This window comes from Lysinibacillus sp. NPDC093210, from assembly GCF_044753985.1.
Classification (GTDB): domain Bacteria; phylum Bacillota; class Bacilli; order Bacillales_A; family Planococcaceae; genus Lysinibacillus.
Genome location: NZ_JBIVOE010000001.1, coordinates 920,801 through 937,542 on the forward strand (window position 1 = coordinate 920,801; position 16,742 = coordinate 937,542).

At 39.7% G+C, this 16,742-nt stretch carries 14 protein-coding genes; 4 read left to right on the plus strand and 10 right to left on the minus strand.

From position 1 onward, the window contains the following. Positions 1-6: 6 nt before the first annotated feature. The 4 genes from ACIP9C_RS04625 to zapA all read right to left on the minus strand — a co-directional run bounded on the left by ACIP9C_RS04625 (position 7) and on the right by zapA (position 5,103). The gene (locus ACIP9C_RS04625; RefSeq protein WP_401008987.1) at positions 7-2,373 is read right to left on the minus strand and encodes an endonuclease MutS2; all 2,367 of its coding nucleotides are present in this window, start codon (positions 2,371-2,373) and stop codon (positions 7-9) included. Between the two features lie 18 nt (positions 2,374-2,391). After that, a complete protein-coding gene (gene polX / locus ACIP9C_RS04630) occupies positions 2,392-4,101 on the minus strand; it encodes a DNA polymerase/3'-5' exonuclease PolX (RefSeq protein ID WP_401008988.1) in 1,710 nt (569 codons plus the stop codon). A 190-nt stretch (positions 4,102-4,291) separates the two neighbouring features. After that, positions 4,292-4,837 (minus strand): CvpA family protein, encoded by a 546-nt coding sequence (locus ACIP9C_RS04635; RefSeq protein WP_401008989.1) that lies wholly within the window; start codon positions 4,835-4,837, stop codon positions 4,292-4,294. A 5-nt stretch (positions 4,838-4,842) separates the two neighbouring features. Then, positions 4,843-5,103: a cell division protein ZapA gene (gene zapA, locus ACIP9C_RS04640; protein ID WP_024363855.1), complete on the minus strand. Its 261-nt coding sequence runs from the start codon at positions 5,101-5,103 to the stop codon at positions 4,843-4,845. 135 nt (positions 5,104-5,238) lie between these two features. Between zapA and rnhC the strand changes: the two genes are divergently transcribed. Further along, positions 5,239-6,165: a ribonuclease HIII gene (gene rnhC / locus ACIP9C_RS04645; protein ID WP_401008990.1), complete on the plus strand. Its 927-nt coding sequence runs from the start codon at positions 5,239-5,241 to the stop codon at positions 6,163-6,165. A gap of 258 nt (positions 6,166-6,423) precedes the next feature. Here the strand turns inward: rnhC and pheT are convergent, their stop codons facing one another. From pheT to ACIP9C_RS04675, 6 genes are all read right to left on the minus strand, one after another. Beyond that, on the minus strand, positions 6,424-8,841 hold the full coding sequence (gene pheT, locus ACIP9C_RS04650) for a phenylalanine--tRNA ligase subunit beta (RefSeq protein WP_401008991.1): 2,418 nt from the start codon (positions 8,839-8,841) through the stop codon (positions 6,424-6,426). A gap of 12 nt (positions 8,842-8,853) precedes the next feature. Beyond that, positions 8,854-9,891, minus strand: a complete 1,038-nt coding sequence (gene pheS / locus ACIP9C_RS04655) for a phenylalanine--tRNA ligase subunit alpha (protein WP_401008992.1) — start codon at positions 9,889-9,891, stop codon at positions 8,854-8,856. A 531-nt stretch (positions 9,892-10,422) separates the two neighbouring features. After that, entirely contained in the window at positions 10,423-11,187 is a 765-nt protein-coding gene (locus tag ACIP9C_RS04660; RefSeq protein ID WP_401008993.1) for a TrmH family RNA methyltransferase, read from the minus strand. 91 nt (positions 11,188-11,278) lie between these two features. Beyond that, the gene (locus tag ACIP9C_RS04665; protein WP_401008994.1) at positions 11,279-12,268 is read right to left on the minus strand and encodes a sensor domain-containing diguanylate cyclase; all 990 of its coding nucleotides are present in this window, start codon (positions 12,266-12,268) and stop codon (positions 11,279-11,281) included. Between the two features lie 28 nt (positions 12,269-12,296). Then, positions 12,297-13,091, minus strand: a complete 795-nt coding sequence (locus ACIP9C_RS04670; protein ID WP_401008995.1) for an alpha/beta fold hydrolase — start codon at positions 13,089-13,091, stop codon at positions 12,297-12,299. A 163-nt stretch (positions 13,092-13,254) separates the two neighbouring features. Continuing rightward, positions 13,255-14,604 (minus strand): FAD-binding oxidoreductase, encoded by a 1,350-nt coding sequence (locus ACIP9C_RS04675; RefSeq protein ID WP_401008996.1) that lies wholly within the window; start codon positions 14,602-14,604, stop codon positions 13,255-13,257. Positions 14,605-14,781: 177 nt separating this feature from the next. Between ACIP9C_RS04675 and ACIP9C_RS04680 the strand changes: the two genes are divergently transcribed. The 3 genes from ACIP9C_RS04680 (at position 14,782) to ACIP9C_RS04690 (ending at position 16,720) form a co-directional block, all read left to right on the plus strand. Beyond that, complete coding sequence (locus ACIP9C_RS04680) at positions 14,782-16,188, plus strand: LysM peptidoglycan-binding domain-containing protein (RefSeq protein WP_401008997.1); 1,407 nt, start codon at positions 14,782-14,784, stop codon at positions 16,186-16,188. A gap of 168 nt (positions 16,189-16,356) precedes the next feature. After that, positions 16,357-16,515 (plus strand): YfhD family protein, encoded by a 159-nt coding sequence (locus ACIP9C_RS04685; protein ID WP_172772364.1) that lies wholly within the window; start codon positions 16,357-16,359, stop codon positions 16,513-16,515. 13 nt (positions 16,516-16,528) lie between these two features. Continuing rightward, complete coding sequence (locus ACIP9C_RS04690) at positions 16,529-16,720, plus strand: small, acid-soluble spore protein, H family (protein WP_401008998.1); 192 nt, start codon at positions 16,529-16,531, stop codon at positions 16,718-16,720. Positions 16,721-16,742 lie beyond the last annotated feature (22 nt).

Consider the following 16,742-nt stretch of genomic DNA (forward strand, 5'->3'; position numbering starts at 1 on the left):
TACAGCTTATTTCAATTCCACAACAGTAACGCCAAATCCACCTTCGCCTGCTTCTCCAAAACGGAAGGATTTCACCCGTTTATGTTTTTTCAGGTAACTTTGTATGCCCTGACGCAATGCTCCTGTCCCAACACCGTGAATAATCGACACTCGACCATAGTTTGAAAGCAGCGCATCATCTATATATTTTTCAGTGCGAATAATCGCATCCTCATAGCGCTCTCCACGTAAATCTAACTCTAATTTGACATGGCTATCTCGATTTTTTACACCAGAAACTCGTTGAACAGGCTCTTTCTCAGGTTTAATGTATTCTATATCTGTATCGGCTATTTTCATCTTTAAAATGCCCATTTGTACAACCCATTCAGCATCAGATACTTTTTCTAGTAAAGTACCTCGTTGACCATAGCTTAACACCTTTACCTCATCACCGACAACCAAGTTTTGTGCACGCGCCTTAACTTGCGCTGCTTTTTTCAATACTTTGTTATGCTCAAGCGGTGTCGCTTCTTCTAAACGTTTACGTGCCTCAATAAGTTCGTGCTCTTTCACTACTTGATTAGCATTTTTACGCATTTCGCGAAGCTCGGTAATAATTGTTTCTGCTTCTCTTTTTGCATCATCCACAATTTTACGTGCTTTTTCTTTCGCTTTTTTATCGAGTGCCTCTTTGCGTTCTTCATATGCTTGAAGCTTGTCTTGTAGCTCTTTGCGAAGTGCCTCAGACTCTAATAGTAAGTCATGGGAGCGCTCGGCATCATCCTCTGATTGGCGTCTCGTTTCTTCTAAGGAAGCAATCATTGATTCAACCTCATGACGATCCGTCCCAGTGAAGTTTTTAGCACGTTCAATAATCGACTCTGGTAAGCCTAGACGACTAGAAATTTCAAATGCATTGGAACGACCTGGTACCCCAATGAGTAAGCGATATGTCGGACTTAAAGTTTCGATATCGAATTCTACACTTGCATTGGCAACGCCAGGACGATTATAGCCATATGCTTTTAATTCAGGATAGTGCGTCGTTGCCATTACACGTGCGCCACGACCATGCACTTCATCCAAAATAGAAATAGCTAAGGCAGCACCTTCTTGTGGATCTGTTCCTGCACCCAATTCATCAAATAACACCAGTGACTCGTGATCGAATTGCTGTAAAATGTCGACGATGTTTACCATATGAGATGAAAATGTAGAAAGCGATTGTTCAATTGATTGTTCATCACCGATATCTGCAAAAAGCTGCTCAAATACCGCTAGCTCTGAACCATCTAATGCTGGCACTGGTAAGCCTGCCTGCGCCATTAACGTACAAAGACCAACTGTTTTTAACGTAACGGTCTTACCACCAGTGTTTGGTCCCGTAATCACAATTGATGTAATATCTCTCCCAAATTCGATGTCATTAGCAACCGCAGTTTCAATAGGTAAAAGTGGATGACGCGCTCGCACAAGTCGGATATAACCATCCTTGTTCATCTTTGGCATCGTGCATTTATTGGCTTGGCCGTATTTGCCCTTTGCTAAAATGACATCAATTTCTCCTAATATTTTCACTAAGTTAAATAAATCTGGGGCTACTTCCTCAACCATTGCGCTTAAAGCAAGCAAAATACGATCAATCTCCGTCTGCTCTTTCATTTTAAGTCGATGTATTTCATTATTTGCTTGTACAACTGAATCTGGTTCGATAAATAACGTTTGGCCAGATGACGATTGATCATGCACAATTCCACCATAATGATGACGATATTCTTGTTTAACTGGAATTACATAACGGTCGTTACGAATCGTAACAATGGCATCAGAAAGCATTTTTGACGCATTGCTACCTCGAGTTAAGCTTTCTAGTTTCGAACGCACTTTAGCCTCTTCAGCGCGCAGAGATTGACGAATAGATCGCAATGTTTGACTTGCCGAATCTAGAACAGCACCGTTATCGTCAATACAATTATTAATTTCATGCTGTAACCCTGTTAGTACAGGCATCATTTCCTTTTTAGTAATGAAATGAGGAATTTCAATGATTTCTTCGGACTCTAAATCTTCAAGGAAATTGCGAAGAATACGGCTAGCACGAATCGTACTTGATACTTCCATTAATTCCATTGCTGAAAGCATCCCGCCGATTTGGGCACGTCTTGCAGCAGGTCGAACATCAAAAATACCACCCATTGGTACATTACCTTTTACACGTAAAATGGATAGCCCTTCATCCATCTCTTCTAACAATTGAACTACTTTTTCAAAGTCCGTTTGTGGTACAAGCTCATCAATGGCTGATTTGCCGATTGAAGAAGTACAGTATATAGCCACTTGTTGACGTACTTTATCATATTCTAGTGTTTTCAATGCGCGGTTTGCGATCACTGAGAACACCTCCTCAACCTATTTATTTCGTCGAATAAACGCCTCAAATTGTTCACGCGTCCATGTGTTGACAATCATATCTTTTTTCAGCCATGCCTTATTCGCATAGCGCACGCCTATATCCATAAAACGTAAATGAACGGTATCATGAGCATCGGTATTAATCGCTACAGGCACACCTGCTGCAACAGCCATTTCTAAGTGCTCAACACATAAATCTAAACGATATGGATTTGCGTTTAACTCTAAAATTTTACCATATTCCTTCGCCCATTCAATTAACTGTGCTATATCTGGATTATAACCAGCGCGATCCTCAATAATGCGACCCGTTGGATGGGCAATCATATGAACATACGGATTTTGCATTGCCGTGTGCAAACGCGCCATAATTTTATCCTGTGATTGTGTAAAACTCGAGTGAATAGAAGCTATTACGAAATCTAATTTTTTTAGTACTTCGTCATCAAAATCTAACGAACCATCCGGTAAAATATCCATCTCTGTTCCTGCATATAAATTAAAGTCTGGATGTGCATCGTTAAATGCATCAATTTCCACTCGTTGCTTCTCTAAACGTGCAGGTGTTAAACCATTCGCCACTTTTAAATACTGGGAGTGATCGGTAATAACGCCATAGTGATAACCACGTGACATTAACGCCTCTCCCATCTCAGCAACGGAGTATGCACCATCTGACCATGTCGTATGCATATGCAAATCTGCCACAATATCCTCTAACTTTACTAAATCCTTCACTTCACTTTGGCGATCAAACTCAGCTGACCCTGTTCGTAAGCTAGGTGGAATAAAAGGCATATCAAAATGTTCAAAAAATGCGGTCTCATCCTCAAATGTCAGTACTGAGCCATCTTCTTGCTCTACACCATATTCACTAATTTTCTCCCCACGTGCTTTTGCAAGTTGACGCATACGTACATTATGATCTTTTGAACCAGTAAAATGGTGCAAGGCCGTTGCATACTCAACATCCTTCACTAATCGAAAATCAACACTTATCGGTTCATCTAAATCTAAAATAACTGAAATTTTTGTATCGCCCGCAGCCACGACTTCCTGAATTGCAAGTTCACTCAATAACTTTTCTCGGACTATCTCAACTGCTTCAGTTACTACGATAAAATCTATATCTTTACTCGTTTCTGAGGCACGTCGGAAGCTTCCAGCTACTGAGAAACGTGTCACTTCCTCCATACTACCGAGAAGTGCTTCAATTTGTAAAACAACAGGCTCCAGCAGCCAAATTGGCAAACGTTCAGAACGATTGGCAAAGTTAGCAAGCTCCTTTAAAATTTTTTCTTCAGTTTTCGCTGCAAAGCCCGCTAGCTCGCGCACTTTACCTGCCTCACATGCAGCCTGCAAGCTTTCTGCAGAGTCAATGCCTAACTCTTGGTGAAGCTTGGCAATTTTTTTGCCGCCTAAACCTGGCAACTTCAATAGTGGAAGTAATCCTTTTGGCACGATATCTTGTAATTCTTTTAGGAGACTTGATTCCCCTGTCTCAATAAGGTCTTCAATAACAGCAGCTGTGCCTTTACCGATTCCCTTAAGCTTTGTCACATCTTCCATTTCACTTAAGGAGCGCTCGTCTCCTTCAAGTGCTGCAGCGGCCTTTCGGAATGCGGATACCTTAAACGGATTTTCACCTTGTAACTCCATATATAATGCAATTTTCTCTAGTGTACGGATAATTGTTTTTTTGTTCATTTAGAATTCCTCCTATCGTAAAAACACTTCCCTCTAGTCCGAGAGAAGTGCATCGATTACTATTGCCTATTCATTACGGCTCTGCGCACAAAATAGCTGTGCCCTTAACAGCAACTTCGCCATTTAAGCGGATTTCTACGGACAAACAAGTGAACACCACATTCAGTTTTCCATGCGTAGACGCCAAACTTTATGAAGCATGGAGATAAATATACCACCAATTTTGGAACATCCTTGTAATAATCGGCGTATGTTCCAAAATGAGGCCTGATAAGAACGATTTCGACATTAAATTCTGCACCAAATCAATCGGTACTAATGCCAAAACATACAACACAATAAACAAAATTAAATAATTTTCAATCATGCCAAGCAGTGCACCAAGCCAACGGTTCACTGTATTAAGCACCGGTAGATAGGCAATAAAATCAAAAATAGATGCCACAATTTGCAATGTAATTTTCACTGTAAAGAAAATAACCGCAAATGCAATAACACGGTAAAACGTGCGGTCTAAATCTAAGCTGTCAATGACAACCCCAAGGCTTCCCGAATCCGTAACACCTGGATATGGCACCCAAAACACAAATTTCTGTGCTAATGGCTTATAATAAATATACGCAACAATTAGGGCAACGACAAAGCTGACAATATGCATCATTTGTACAATGAAGCCACGTTTTGCCCCCACTAGTAGTCCAACTAATAGAACTACTAATATGATTAAATCTAGCATTCACTTCAACCCTTTAATTTTTTCAATTCTTCTTCTAGTAATTCTATTTGCTCTTTTAAGAGTAAATAATCGTGCACCGTATTTACAGCTGTAAGGACGGCAAGCTTTGTGCTATCAAGTGAGGGATTATGTAAATTCATTTCGCGCATACGGTCATCAACAATAGAAGCGACAAGTCGCATGTGTCCAATGGATTCGGAGCCGACCATTTTATATGTATGACCATATATTTCCACAGAAATTTTATTCTTTTCTTGATTTTCCATAGTCGCACCCTCCAATAAAATCATTTTGCTCACGATTTTGACAGTAATGAGCAACGTCCACACAAAAAAGCTATATATTATCATAACATGAAAGGTATAAAATTGTGAACAATGAGGATAGAAAGGAACGATTAAATGTCAAATATTGTACTTTTAATTTCAACAAATGCACAAAAAGAGGTGATGTCTTATTACGCAAGTTATTATGTAGAGCGAAAAGCACCAGGTGTCGTGTTCGCCGCAAAACTTCCTGATACAGCTATTACGATGTACAAATCAGGGAAATGTATGTTCCAAGGAGGCGGTGCTGAACGAGAAGCGGCAAGATGGGGTTCCTCTGGGGTAACAACAACCAAAAAGTCCTCAACCGTTGGAGCAAAAGGAGATACGCTTCCCGAGGGCTTTGCTTCCATGTCTGTGTTAGGCTCCGATGAAACAGGGACAGGCGATTATTTTGGGCCTATAACAGTCGCTGCCGTTTACGTACCTTCTTCAAAAATAGAACTAATAAATGAGCTAGGCGTTAAAGATTCTAAAATGCTTACTGATGACTATATGCGAAAAATAGCACCCGATTTACGTGCGGCATGTATCCATAGCGTACTCGTATTACGCAATGAAAAATATAATGTATTACAAGCAAAAGGTTACTCTCAGGGCAAAATGAAAGCAATGATGCATAATAAGGCGCTCGGCAATACATTGTCCAAAATGGCCCCCGAAAAGCCTGCACATATATTAATAGATCAGTTCGCAGAACGTGGAGTTTATTACAATTACTTAAAAAATGAGCGCGAAATTGTTAGAGATGACGTACTTTTTTCAACGAAAGCAGAACAATTACATGTTTCAGTCGCTACTGCTTCGATTTTGGCACGCGCTGCATTCTTAAAGGAAATGGACCGATTAAGTGAGCTTGCTGGCATAGAGTTACAAAAAGGAGCATCTAGTAAGGTTGATGCATTAGCTGCACGAATTTGGCGTGGACAAGGAGAGGAATTTTTGCGTTCTATCACGAAATGGCATTTTGCAAATACAGAAAAGGCTCGAAAGTTAAAATAAATTTATATGGGTCTATTGCCGTTGATTTCCGCTACGGGCTGGACGCTTTCCGCGGGCACACCGTAAGCCGCAACCCTCGCTTACGCGCGGACTGTTGCGTCTTACGTTTTGTGCTGTTCCCGCAGGAGTCGCCAGCCCTTCGCTCCAATCAACTTAATAGGTAATAAAAAAGACAAAAGGCACCAAGAACTTCTTGGTGCCTTTTGTCGACATCTGAGCTGTCTCTAATTTAGAGACAGCCTGTTAAATTAGTATAAATTAACGTACTTCTGTTCCTTCAATTGTGGAGATTGCTTTTAACACTTTGTTATGTGCTGCAACAACCTCATCATCTGTTAATGTTCGTTCTGGATCAAAGTATGTTAATGAGAAGGCAACAGATTTTTTACCTGCCTCCATTTTTTCACCTTCGTAGACATCGAACACGCGAATATCCTTCAACAGCTTCACGCCTGCTGAACGAATAGCGGTAATTACTTCACCCGCTGCTGTTTCACGGTCCATAACAAGTGCGATATCTCGAGACATGGCTGGGAAACGAGGAACTGGTTTATAACCAAGTGGTGCTTCACTTGCATTTGCATGAAGTAATGCTACTAAATTCATTTCCATTACATACGTATCTTTTACACCCCATGTTTTTTGTTCTGCAGGATGTAAGCCGCCGATAATACCAACTTGTTCTCCATCTAATAAAATGCTAGCTGTACGTCCAGGATGTAAGCCAGCTACTTCTGTTTTAACAAATGTAATGCGATTTGCTAAACCAAGCTTACCGATTACGCCCTCAATAATACCTTTTAATACGAAGAAGTCTACTTCCTTTTTCTCGCCTTGCCAAGCATGATCTAACCATTTACCTGTTAGAACAGCTGCAACATGCTCTTCTTCAAACGGTAGCCCCTCTTCTGTTTGACCAAGGAAGACAGAACCAACTTCGTATAATGCTACGCTATCTGCTTTACGCGCAACGTTATATGCTGCTGCTTCAATTAAATGTGGAATTAAGCTTTGACGTAGTGTTGAACGGTCTTCACTCATCGGCATTAATAGACGCGTTACCTGCTCTGCTTTTAGTGCAAAGCGTTGTGATAGTGCTGCAGATGTTAAAGAATAAGTGACAGCTTGATAAAGTCCTGCACCTTCCATAAAGCTGCGCACTACACGACGATTTGCTTGGTAAGCTGTCAATGTCCCAACTTGGTTAGCACCTTCTGGTAAAGTCATTGGAATTTCATCGTAACCATATAAACGTGCAATTTCTTCAACGATATCTTCTTCAATTTTAATATCTTGACGACGTGTTGGTGCATCGATAATTAATAAGCCATTCGCCGCTTCTACCCCAAATTTCAAACGCTCTAAAATAGAAAGCATATCTTCTAATGAGATTTTCATTCCAAGACGTTCGTTAATAAAGTCTGGAGAGACAACAACACGTGCTGGTGTTTTATCTAATTCATCTACGATACAAGTACCCTCTAATACTTCACCGCCAGCTAACTCAGCAAGTAATGCTGCTGCACGTTCAGCTGCTGGAAGCACTCGGTTTGGATCGACGCCTTTTTCAAAACGAGCTGATGCATCCGAGCGAAGACCTAGATTACGTGAAGTTTGGCGCACTGTTAAGCCATCGAAATAGGCAGATTCAATAACAACAGTAGTTGTAGATTCTGTTACCTCAGAATTTGCCCCACCCATTACACCTGCAATCGCTACTGGCTCGTTGCCATTCGTAATGACTAAATCAGTCGCCTTTAATGTACGTTCTTGGTCATCTAAAGTCGTGATTTTTTCACCTTCTGTTGCTTTACGAACAACAATTTCACCTGTTGCTAAGCTATCATAGTCAAATGCATGAAGTGGTTGACCATATTCCATTAAAATATAGTTTGTTACATCGACTACATTGTTGTGTGGACGTACTCCAGCTGCCATTAAGCGGTGTTGTAACCACATTGGTGATTCTGCAATTTTAACGTTTTTCACAACTTTCGCTACGTACATTGGATTTGCTTGTAAATCTTCTACTCGAAGCTTTAATAAGTCCTCTGCTTTTTCAGAAGATGTATGATAAGCGATTTCTGGGTACTTTATTTCTTCTGAAAGTATTGCCCCAACCTCATAAGCTACCCCTAACATCGAAAGCGCATCGGAGCGGTTTGGTGTTAAGCCAAGCTCAAGCACTATATCACGAAGACCTAAAAGCGCTAGTGCATCAGAGCCAACCTCTGCATCCGCTGGTAACACATAAATGCCCTCAGCGTAAGCTTTCGGTACTAACTTACCTTCAATACCAAGCTCTTGTAATGAACAAATCATGCCGTTTGACTCGTGTCCACGAAGTTTTGCTTTTTTAATTTTAATGCCACCTGGTAAATGTGCACCAGGACGTGCAACGATTACTTTTTGTCCTGCATCTACGTTTGGCGCTCCACAAATAATTTGTTGTGGCTCGGCTTCCCCAACATCTACTTGGCAAATGTTTAATTTATCGGCTTCAGGGTGCTTCTCTTTTGACACAACATAGCCGACAACGACTTTATCCATACCGCTAGCACGGTCAATAACTGCGTCAACTTCTATGCCAGAGCGTGTAATTTTTTCTGCTAAATCTTCAGGCGCTAAGTCCTGTGTACTTACATAATCTTTTAACCATTCTAATGATACTAACATTTATAGTCCCCCTTACGCCTCTGTTCGCTCGAATTGTGATAAGAAACGTGTATCACTTGTATAGAAATGACGAATATCATCGACACCATATTTCAACATAGCAATACGTTCTGCACCAATACCAAATGCGAAACCAGAAACTTTCTTCGGATCATAACTAGCCATTTCAAGCACATTCGGGTGTACCATACCGGCACCTAAAATTTCAATCCAACCTGTGCCTTTACATACGTTACAGCCTGAGCCACCGCATTTGAAGCAAGAAATGTCCATCTCTACAGAAGGCTCTGTGAATGGGAAGAAGCTTGGGCGTAAACGAATTTCACGATCAGCTCCGAACATTTTTTTCGCTAACGTATCTAACGTCCCTTTAAGGTCGCTCATACGAATATTTTCGCCAATTACTAAACCTTCAATTTGCATGAATTGGTGAGAGTGTGTTGCGTCATCATTATCACGACGGAATACCTTCCCTGGACAAATTATACGAATGGATTCGCCTTTTTTTGCTTCCATTGTGCGCGCCTGTACAGGTGACGTATGTGTACGTAATAATATTTCCTCGGAAATATAGAACGAGTCCTGCATATCACGAGCAGGGTGACCTTTTGGTAAGTTTAAAGCTTCAAAGTTATAGTAATCCTTTTCTACTTCTGGGCCTTCAGCAATTTCGTAACCCATACCAATAAATAAATCTTCAATTTCTTCGATAACACGTGTTAATGGGTGACGGTTACCTACTTTAATGTCACGACCAGGTAATGTAACATCAATCGACTCACTTGCTAATTTTTCAGCAATAGCTGCTTCTTCTAAAACAGTTACTTTTGTTTCTAGCACCGCTGTGACATTTTCACGAACTGTGTTAACTAAAGCACCCATTTTTGGACGTTCCTCAGCCGATAGTTTTCCCATGCCTTTTAATAAATCCGTGATTGGCCCCTTTTTCCCTAAGTAAGCGACACGCACATCATTTAATTCTTTTAAATTTGCTGCTGCTTCAATTTTCGCTAGCGCTTCTTGCTCCAATTGCTTTAATTGCTCTTCCATGTGTAAAACCTCCTTGTTCATATAAGTGCCCGCTTGCACAAATGGCACAAAAAAACCTCGCCCCCAAAAAAGGGACGAGGACATATTCGCGGTACCACCCTAGTTATTGCACGATTAACTCCGCACAATCACTTCATTGACATAACGACTCGATTGAAGCCGGCATACCTTTACAGCTATTTTCACTTGCTGGTCCCGGTAGCTGCTCGCGGACTGAATTCAAAATTGTATTGGTTCGGCGCTGGCTCTCAATCTCCGGCCTACGCTCCCTGTCGTCCATTCACAATCTTTACTACTTCCCGGTCAAAGCATTTCAATATACTTAATTACATTTTAAATGTGATTATACATTATTACGACGCTTCAAAGCAAGGGGCATCTGTTCCTTGTTGCAATATGATTTGTTTTATCGGCGATTGCTGCTGTTTTGTGAGCAATTGCCGTAATTTTTACGGCGATTGCCAACGTTTTTACGGCGATTGCCAACGTTTTATCGGCGATATTGACTAGTCTAATATGTGAGGTCAATACCTATTTTACAAATCCATATAAAACAATACCTGTTGCAACTGCGACATTTAATGATTCTGCTTGTCCAAAAATAGGAATAATGATATTTTGATCCGTCATTGCTAATAACTGCGGATTAATGCCACTGCCTTCATTCCCCATCATAATAGCGAAAGCACCCGTATGCTGAATATCATTATAAACGACAGCATCCTCATCAAGTGCTGTTCCAAATACAGGCACACCATTTTCTTGAAGCATATCAATCCAATCCTCTAATTCCCCACGAATCACTGGAATATGAAAATGTGATCCTTGTGCAGAACGAAGTGTTTTCGGGTTATAAAGATCCGCACAGCCCTTGCCAAGTATAATCGCATCCAAACCAGCTGCATCTGCTGTTCGAATCATTGTTCCAATGTTGCCTGGATCTTGTACAGCATCGATTAGAAGTACCTTACGCCAAGAAACCATTACATCTTGCTCTACCGTCATCTGCTTACAAACTGCAAAGACTCCTTGTGATGTCTCAGTCTCAGCAAATTCCTTTGCTACAGCTACTGTCACTTCTACCATTGCCACATCATCAATTGGCCATAGCATTGGTAAATCAACACCCTCACGCACAATTAGCTGTAACACTTGACCGTTATTTTTCAACGCTTCCTCTACTAAATGGAAGCCTTCAACTAAAAACTCACCTGAACGCTCACGCTCTTTTCGAGTAGTTGCTAATTTTTTCCAATATTTAACTAACGCATTTTGCGTAGATTCTATTCTCTTCATCGTCTTTCGTACCGCCTTTTTCCTATTTACTGTTCATTATTATACAGTAGAAAACAACAAATTACATAGTCCAGCAAAATGTAGCCAATTGTCAGAATTGTTTGGGTGTCTGGCACTCAAAAGTGCTTACTCTATTTCTTCCATTCTCCTTCGAAACATACAAAGCCTGATCAGCCTTTTTCAAAATCGTCAAATCGGTATCCTCCTCAGTTACTGTCGCACTACCGATACTTATCGTGATTCTTCCAGTTTGCCAATGTGCCTGTTCAACAGCTTGACGTAATTGCTCGGCAATAGTCCACGATGCATTCGCATCTGTTTCAGGTAAAATGATGACAAATTCCTCACCACCAAAACGAGCAACTACATCACCTTGACGAGCTTGGGCATTTAAAATTTGTGCCAATTGGGCAAGGACTTCATCACCTACTTGGTGTCCGAATGTGTCATTTACCTTTTTAAAATGATCGATATCTAAAATTAAAAGAGAGAATAGTTTGGCTGTTTCGTGGAATATAGCTAGCTGCTCCTCAAGCTGCTCTTGAAAGAATCTTCGGTTTTTCAATCCTGTTAGCTTATCAGTTACGGAAAGTTCTACTAACGTGGCGTTAATGTTTAGTAGTTCATCTTGTTTTTGCTCAATTTCCAAATGGAGTTGCTCTAATTTAGCTAAAGCCTGTTCCTTTTCTAAATAAGCAGCCTCTAGTTGCTTTTTGGCTGCGCGTAATTCTAACTCATAATCTATGCGCTTTTTCATCGGTACTAAAATACAATCAATACATTCAGTCTCTCCCACCAAATACTTCCTGCCATTCAATAGAAAAGGGACGGCTGTACCATTGCGATGTTTTAAACTGATAAACAGTTCTTCTACATGATTGTTGAGATTTATAGTTGGGTAAAAATAAGAGTGAAAAATCATCTTATTCGGCTTGGACATTAGCAATTCAATATGCTGGTGTAATAAATCCACCCGTTCATAACCCATCCATTCCTGAAAGGTCTGATTCACCTCTATCATCACTCCATCATGTGTAATGGCAATAAATCCACAAGGTGCATAGTTCAATCGTTTATCCATGAATTATTCATAATCCTTTCATATTCCATTACAGAAATTGTGTAATTAACTGAATCGTTTCCTCTGGATGGCTAATATGAGGATAATGACCCTTTGCAGCCATTAATCGAAACGTACTTGCTTTTAAATGGTTGTGCAAATATTCACCCACCTCAATTGGAACTATACTGTCATCCGAACATTGCATAATTAAAATAGGAACACTAGCCTTTATTAAGTCGCCTCGATGATCTGATAAGAACGTTACTTCGGCAAACTCCCTTGCAATAACTGGATTAGCAGATTTAAAAGTCTGTTCAAGCTCTTTTGTTAGTTTTGGAGAATCAGGATTATTCATGGCAATCGGGGCTAAAAAGCTAGCCCAGCCTGAAAAATTCATTTCCATCATGTCTAATATTTCTGTAATATCACTCAGCTCAAATCCACCAACATAGCCATTCCCATCATTTAAATACCTTGGCGAAGGTCCAATCATAATTAGTTTTTCAAAATAATCAGGGCGTTCAATGGATGCAAGCAAACCAATCATTGAACTAATAGAATGACCAATAAAAATGACTTGTTGCAGTCCAAGAGTCTCAATGATGTCTAAGACATCCTGTTTGTACCCTTGAAGAGACTGATATTTTTCGGATTGATAGGCGTTTAGATCTGAATTACCTGAACCAACATAATCAAACAAAATAATTTGATATTGCTCCTCAAAAGCTGGTGTAATATAGCGCCACATATTTTGATCACAACCAAATCCATGCGCAAAAAGTATCGGTTTCTTCCCTTTTCCAATTATTTTCACATTATTGCGTTCAACAACATCCATCATTGCATTTACCCCTTCTAGAAATATATGTAATATCTCCATTTTGACTGTGCTTTCAATAATTATCAAGGAAATAATAATAGTAAACCGAATAAAAAAGTAGAATGCTAAGTTTCTATGCACTCTACTTTCAATCTAACGATATTCTAAAAAACTTGTTCTAGCTTTACATCCACTTTTTAATCGTTGGAATACTTTGAGGGAATGTAAAAACATTATAAGGATCGTATTTAGTTTTCACTTCTCTTAATCGTCTAAAATTACGTCCATAATAGGCGGTAGGCCAATCCTGAATAGATTGATCTGGAAAATTCACATAATCCCCCATTGTAAAAGGAGATAATGTCCTTCTAATATCCTCAACCCACTGCACATTTTCCTTTTCATCTTCATGATTTTCCCATGAAGTGATATATTCTTGGGCAATCAGCGCATTTCTATAATAATAGGCAGTTCTGCTTGAGGCAATCTGACCTACTGCACCTCTTAGCGACTGTTGCCATATACTAGCATTTCTATTAGGGGCATCTGCTAAAAATTGTTTCATTTTCGAAATTGCCACATGCGGAAAAGGCTTTTCAATAAAGGAACCTGATCTTTTGCGGAATGCTGGTTGATTGCCACTTGCAACATCAAAAAATCGTACCGCTTTTATGTACGGTACTTCTTTTATCCACACTTCTGTAGGTGAACCACTTTTCCTTAAAGGCCGTAAAAGCTTTTTTAATTCAGAAGCCGCACCAACAAATAAACCTTGCACCACAATTTCGCCCACTTCCTGTGATTTTAGTTCTATTTGTGAAGTTATGCGTTCATCCGTAAATGGCGCCCATTTTTGCCAAGCATCAAAAGCAATCTCAAAATCATCCCACTCCCAGACGATGGCGAATAGAGTAACGTCTGAAATTGGTTGAAGCTTAAACGTAAGGGCAGTAACAATACCGAAATTGCCCCCACCGCCGCCACAACTAGCCCAAAATAAATCACTATTCGCCTGTCGGTTTGCTTGGATCAACTCTGCTCCTAGATGTTCACTCGCTCTGACCATTTCAATTTCAATCAATTGATCGCAAGTAAGCCCGAAAGGACGTGATAGCATGCCAATACCACCACCTAGTGTCAAGCCAACAATTCCTACACTGCTTTCGGTTCCGGCTGGGATTGTCATACCATGTTCCCATAATGTACGGTATACCTTCCCCAAATTAGCACCAGCCTCAATTCGAGCAGTTCCATCTTCCAAATTAACTGTAATGTTGTTCATTTCACTCACATCTATAATTAGACCGTTATTGACTAAGGAATAATTTTCATAATTATGACGCCCGCTCCTTATTCGAAATTCTTCATTATTTTCCCTAACCCACCTTAAAGCATTGATTACATCTTTTGTTCTTTGACAGAAAACAATCTTACTCGGGAATTTCGGCAGACTTAAATTATTATTTGTTCTCGCTTCGTCATAATCTGGATCACCTGGGCTAACAATTCTTCCTGTGAGCTTTACCTTCTTCAACGTCCAGCTCCTTTCTCAAATGATACAATTCACACGTACTATACTATGTATAACTAATAAGAAAAAAATATGAGTATTGAATTGATTAAACAATTAAAAATTACACAATATTTCATCATTAGGTTGATATTTGGTTACATATGATGCATTAACAAAACTTATTTAGGAGGAGTCCGAATGTTAATACATGTGGTAAGCGCTGGTGAAACTCTTTGGCATATTGCGAACCGCTATGCTGCACCGATGAGTGCTATCATTCAATTAAATGCTTTATCTGACCCAGACCAATTAGTGATTGGACAATCACTCGTTATACCTTCTTCTTTTACAATGCATACCGTTAAAAAAGGCGAAACATTGTCGTCCATTGCTCGACAATATAACGTGCCACTACAATCCATTATCCAAGTAAATCATCTTACAAATCCCGATGTTGTAACACCAGGAACAAAACTAATCATTCCTCCAATAATTCATATTGTGGAAGCTGGCGAGACATTATCACAAATTGCTAGGAGCTATAGTACAACGGTTCAAGCCATTATAGAGGAAAACGATATTACAAACCCCAATATGATTTATATTGGTTCGCACTTAGTTATTCCAAGACCGAAACCTATTGTTGAAGTAAATGCCTATACGTATCAAACACCTGATGAAGCTGTTCAGTCACTAAATGAAGTGGGCTATCTTCTTACTTATTTTAGTCCGTTTGCTTATTTGATGAACGCAGACGGAACATTAGAACCTTTGAACGATAAAGCAATGATTGATGCTGCTAATACTCAAAATATTATTCCAATGTTAACCGTTACGAACTTTACTTCTACAGAAACAGGATCCAACTTAACCCATGTGATATTGTCGAATCAACAATTATCAGAAAAAGTCATCGATAATATATTAAAAGTCATGGAAGATAAAGGCTATAAAGTACTAAATGTAGACTTCGAAAATGTCCTACCCGCAGATCGAGAAAACTATAACCAATTCCTTCAATTAGCGGTTGATCGCCTTCACCCGAAAGGCTTCTTAGTATCAACTGCACTTGCTCCAAAAACCAGTCCATCTCCAGCAGGGTCAACTTATGAAGCATATGATTATGAGGCACATGGAAGAATTGCGGATTTTGTCGTGCTGATGACTTATGAATGGGGCTATCGACTTGGACCTCCGCAGGCTATCTCTCCAATTAATGAAATGAGGAAAGTTGTAGAATATGCTCTAACAGTAATGCCTGCTAATAAAATATTTTTAGGCTTCCAAATTTATGCACGCGATTGGCTTGTTCCACATGTGAAAGGTCAAGAAGCAGAAACTTTTAGCCCTCAAGAAGCGGTTGCAAGAGCGCAACAGTATGGAGCAACTATCCAATATGATAGAACGGCACAATCCCCTTATTTTCGCTATGTTGACAAGCAAGGAGGAAATCATGAAGTTTGGTTTGAAGATGCAAGAAGCGCACAAGCTAAGTTCGACCTAACAAAGGAATATAATCTCCGTGGTATTAGCTATTGGGCTTTAGGTTTTCCTTTCCCTCAAAACTGGGCACTATTAGATAATAATTTTTCAATAAAAAAATAAATATTGCTCTTATCATTTACCTAAACTCAACCTTTCATAAGCAAGCATATACACTAAATTTTTTTGCTTTGCTACATGTTATTCTTATGTTTCCCTAGTTTTTCCCTTGATAAAAATATCAATTCGAAGCCATATTAAGAAATATTAAAGCGAAAGGAGCATCCAAACATGGGAAGAGATAATAAGCAAGGGCAAAGCAATAACAAAGGTTCATTACCGCAGACGCCAAAAAACCAAAAAATTGCACCAAACAAAGTAAAAGAAGAATTTTCTCAAGAATTTACGGAGCTTATTAATTCCGTAACGAAAAACAAGCAAAAAAAATAAGGAGGGTCTTCGATTGGATTATTTACGCGCACAAGAAATTGTTGCCTCTCCAAAGGAATATGAAGTGAGTTATAATGGCGTATCTGTATGGATTGATAAGTTACATGATGATGGCAAAACAGCAACCGTTCATTTACGACGCTCACTAGAAGAACGCTCTGAAGTCACGATTTCCGAGCTAAAAGAAGAATACCTCGTTCATTAAATAACACCCCAACCTAAAAAAT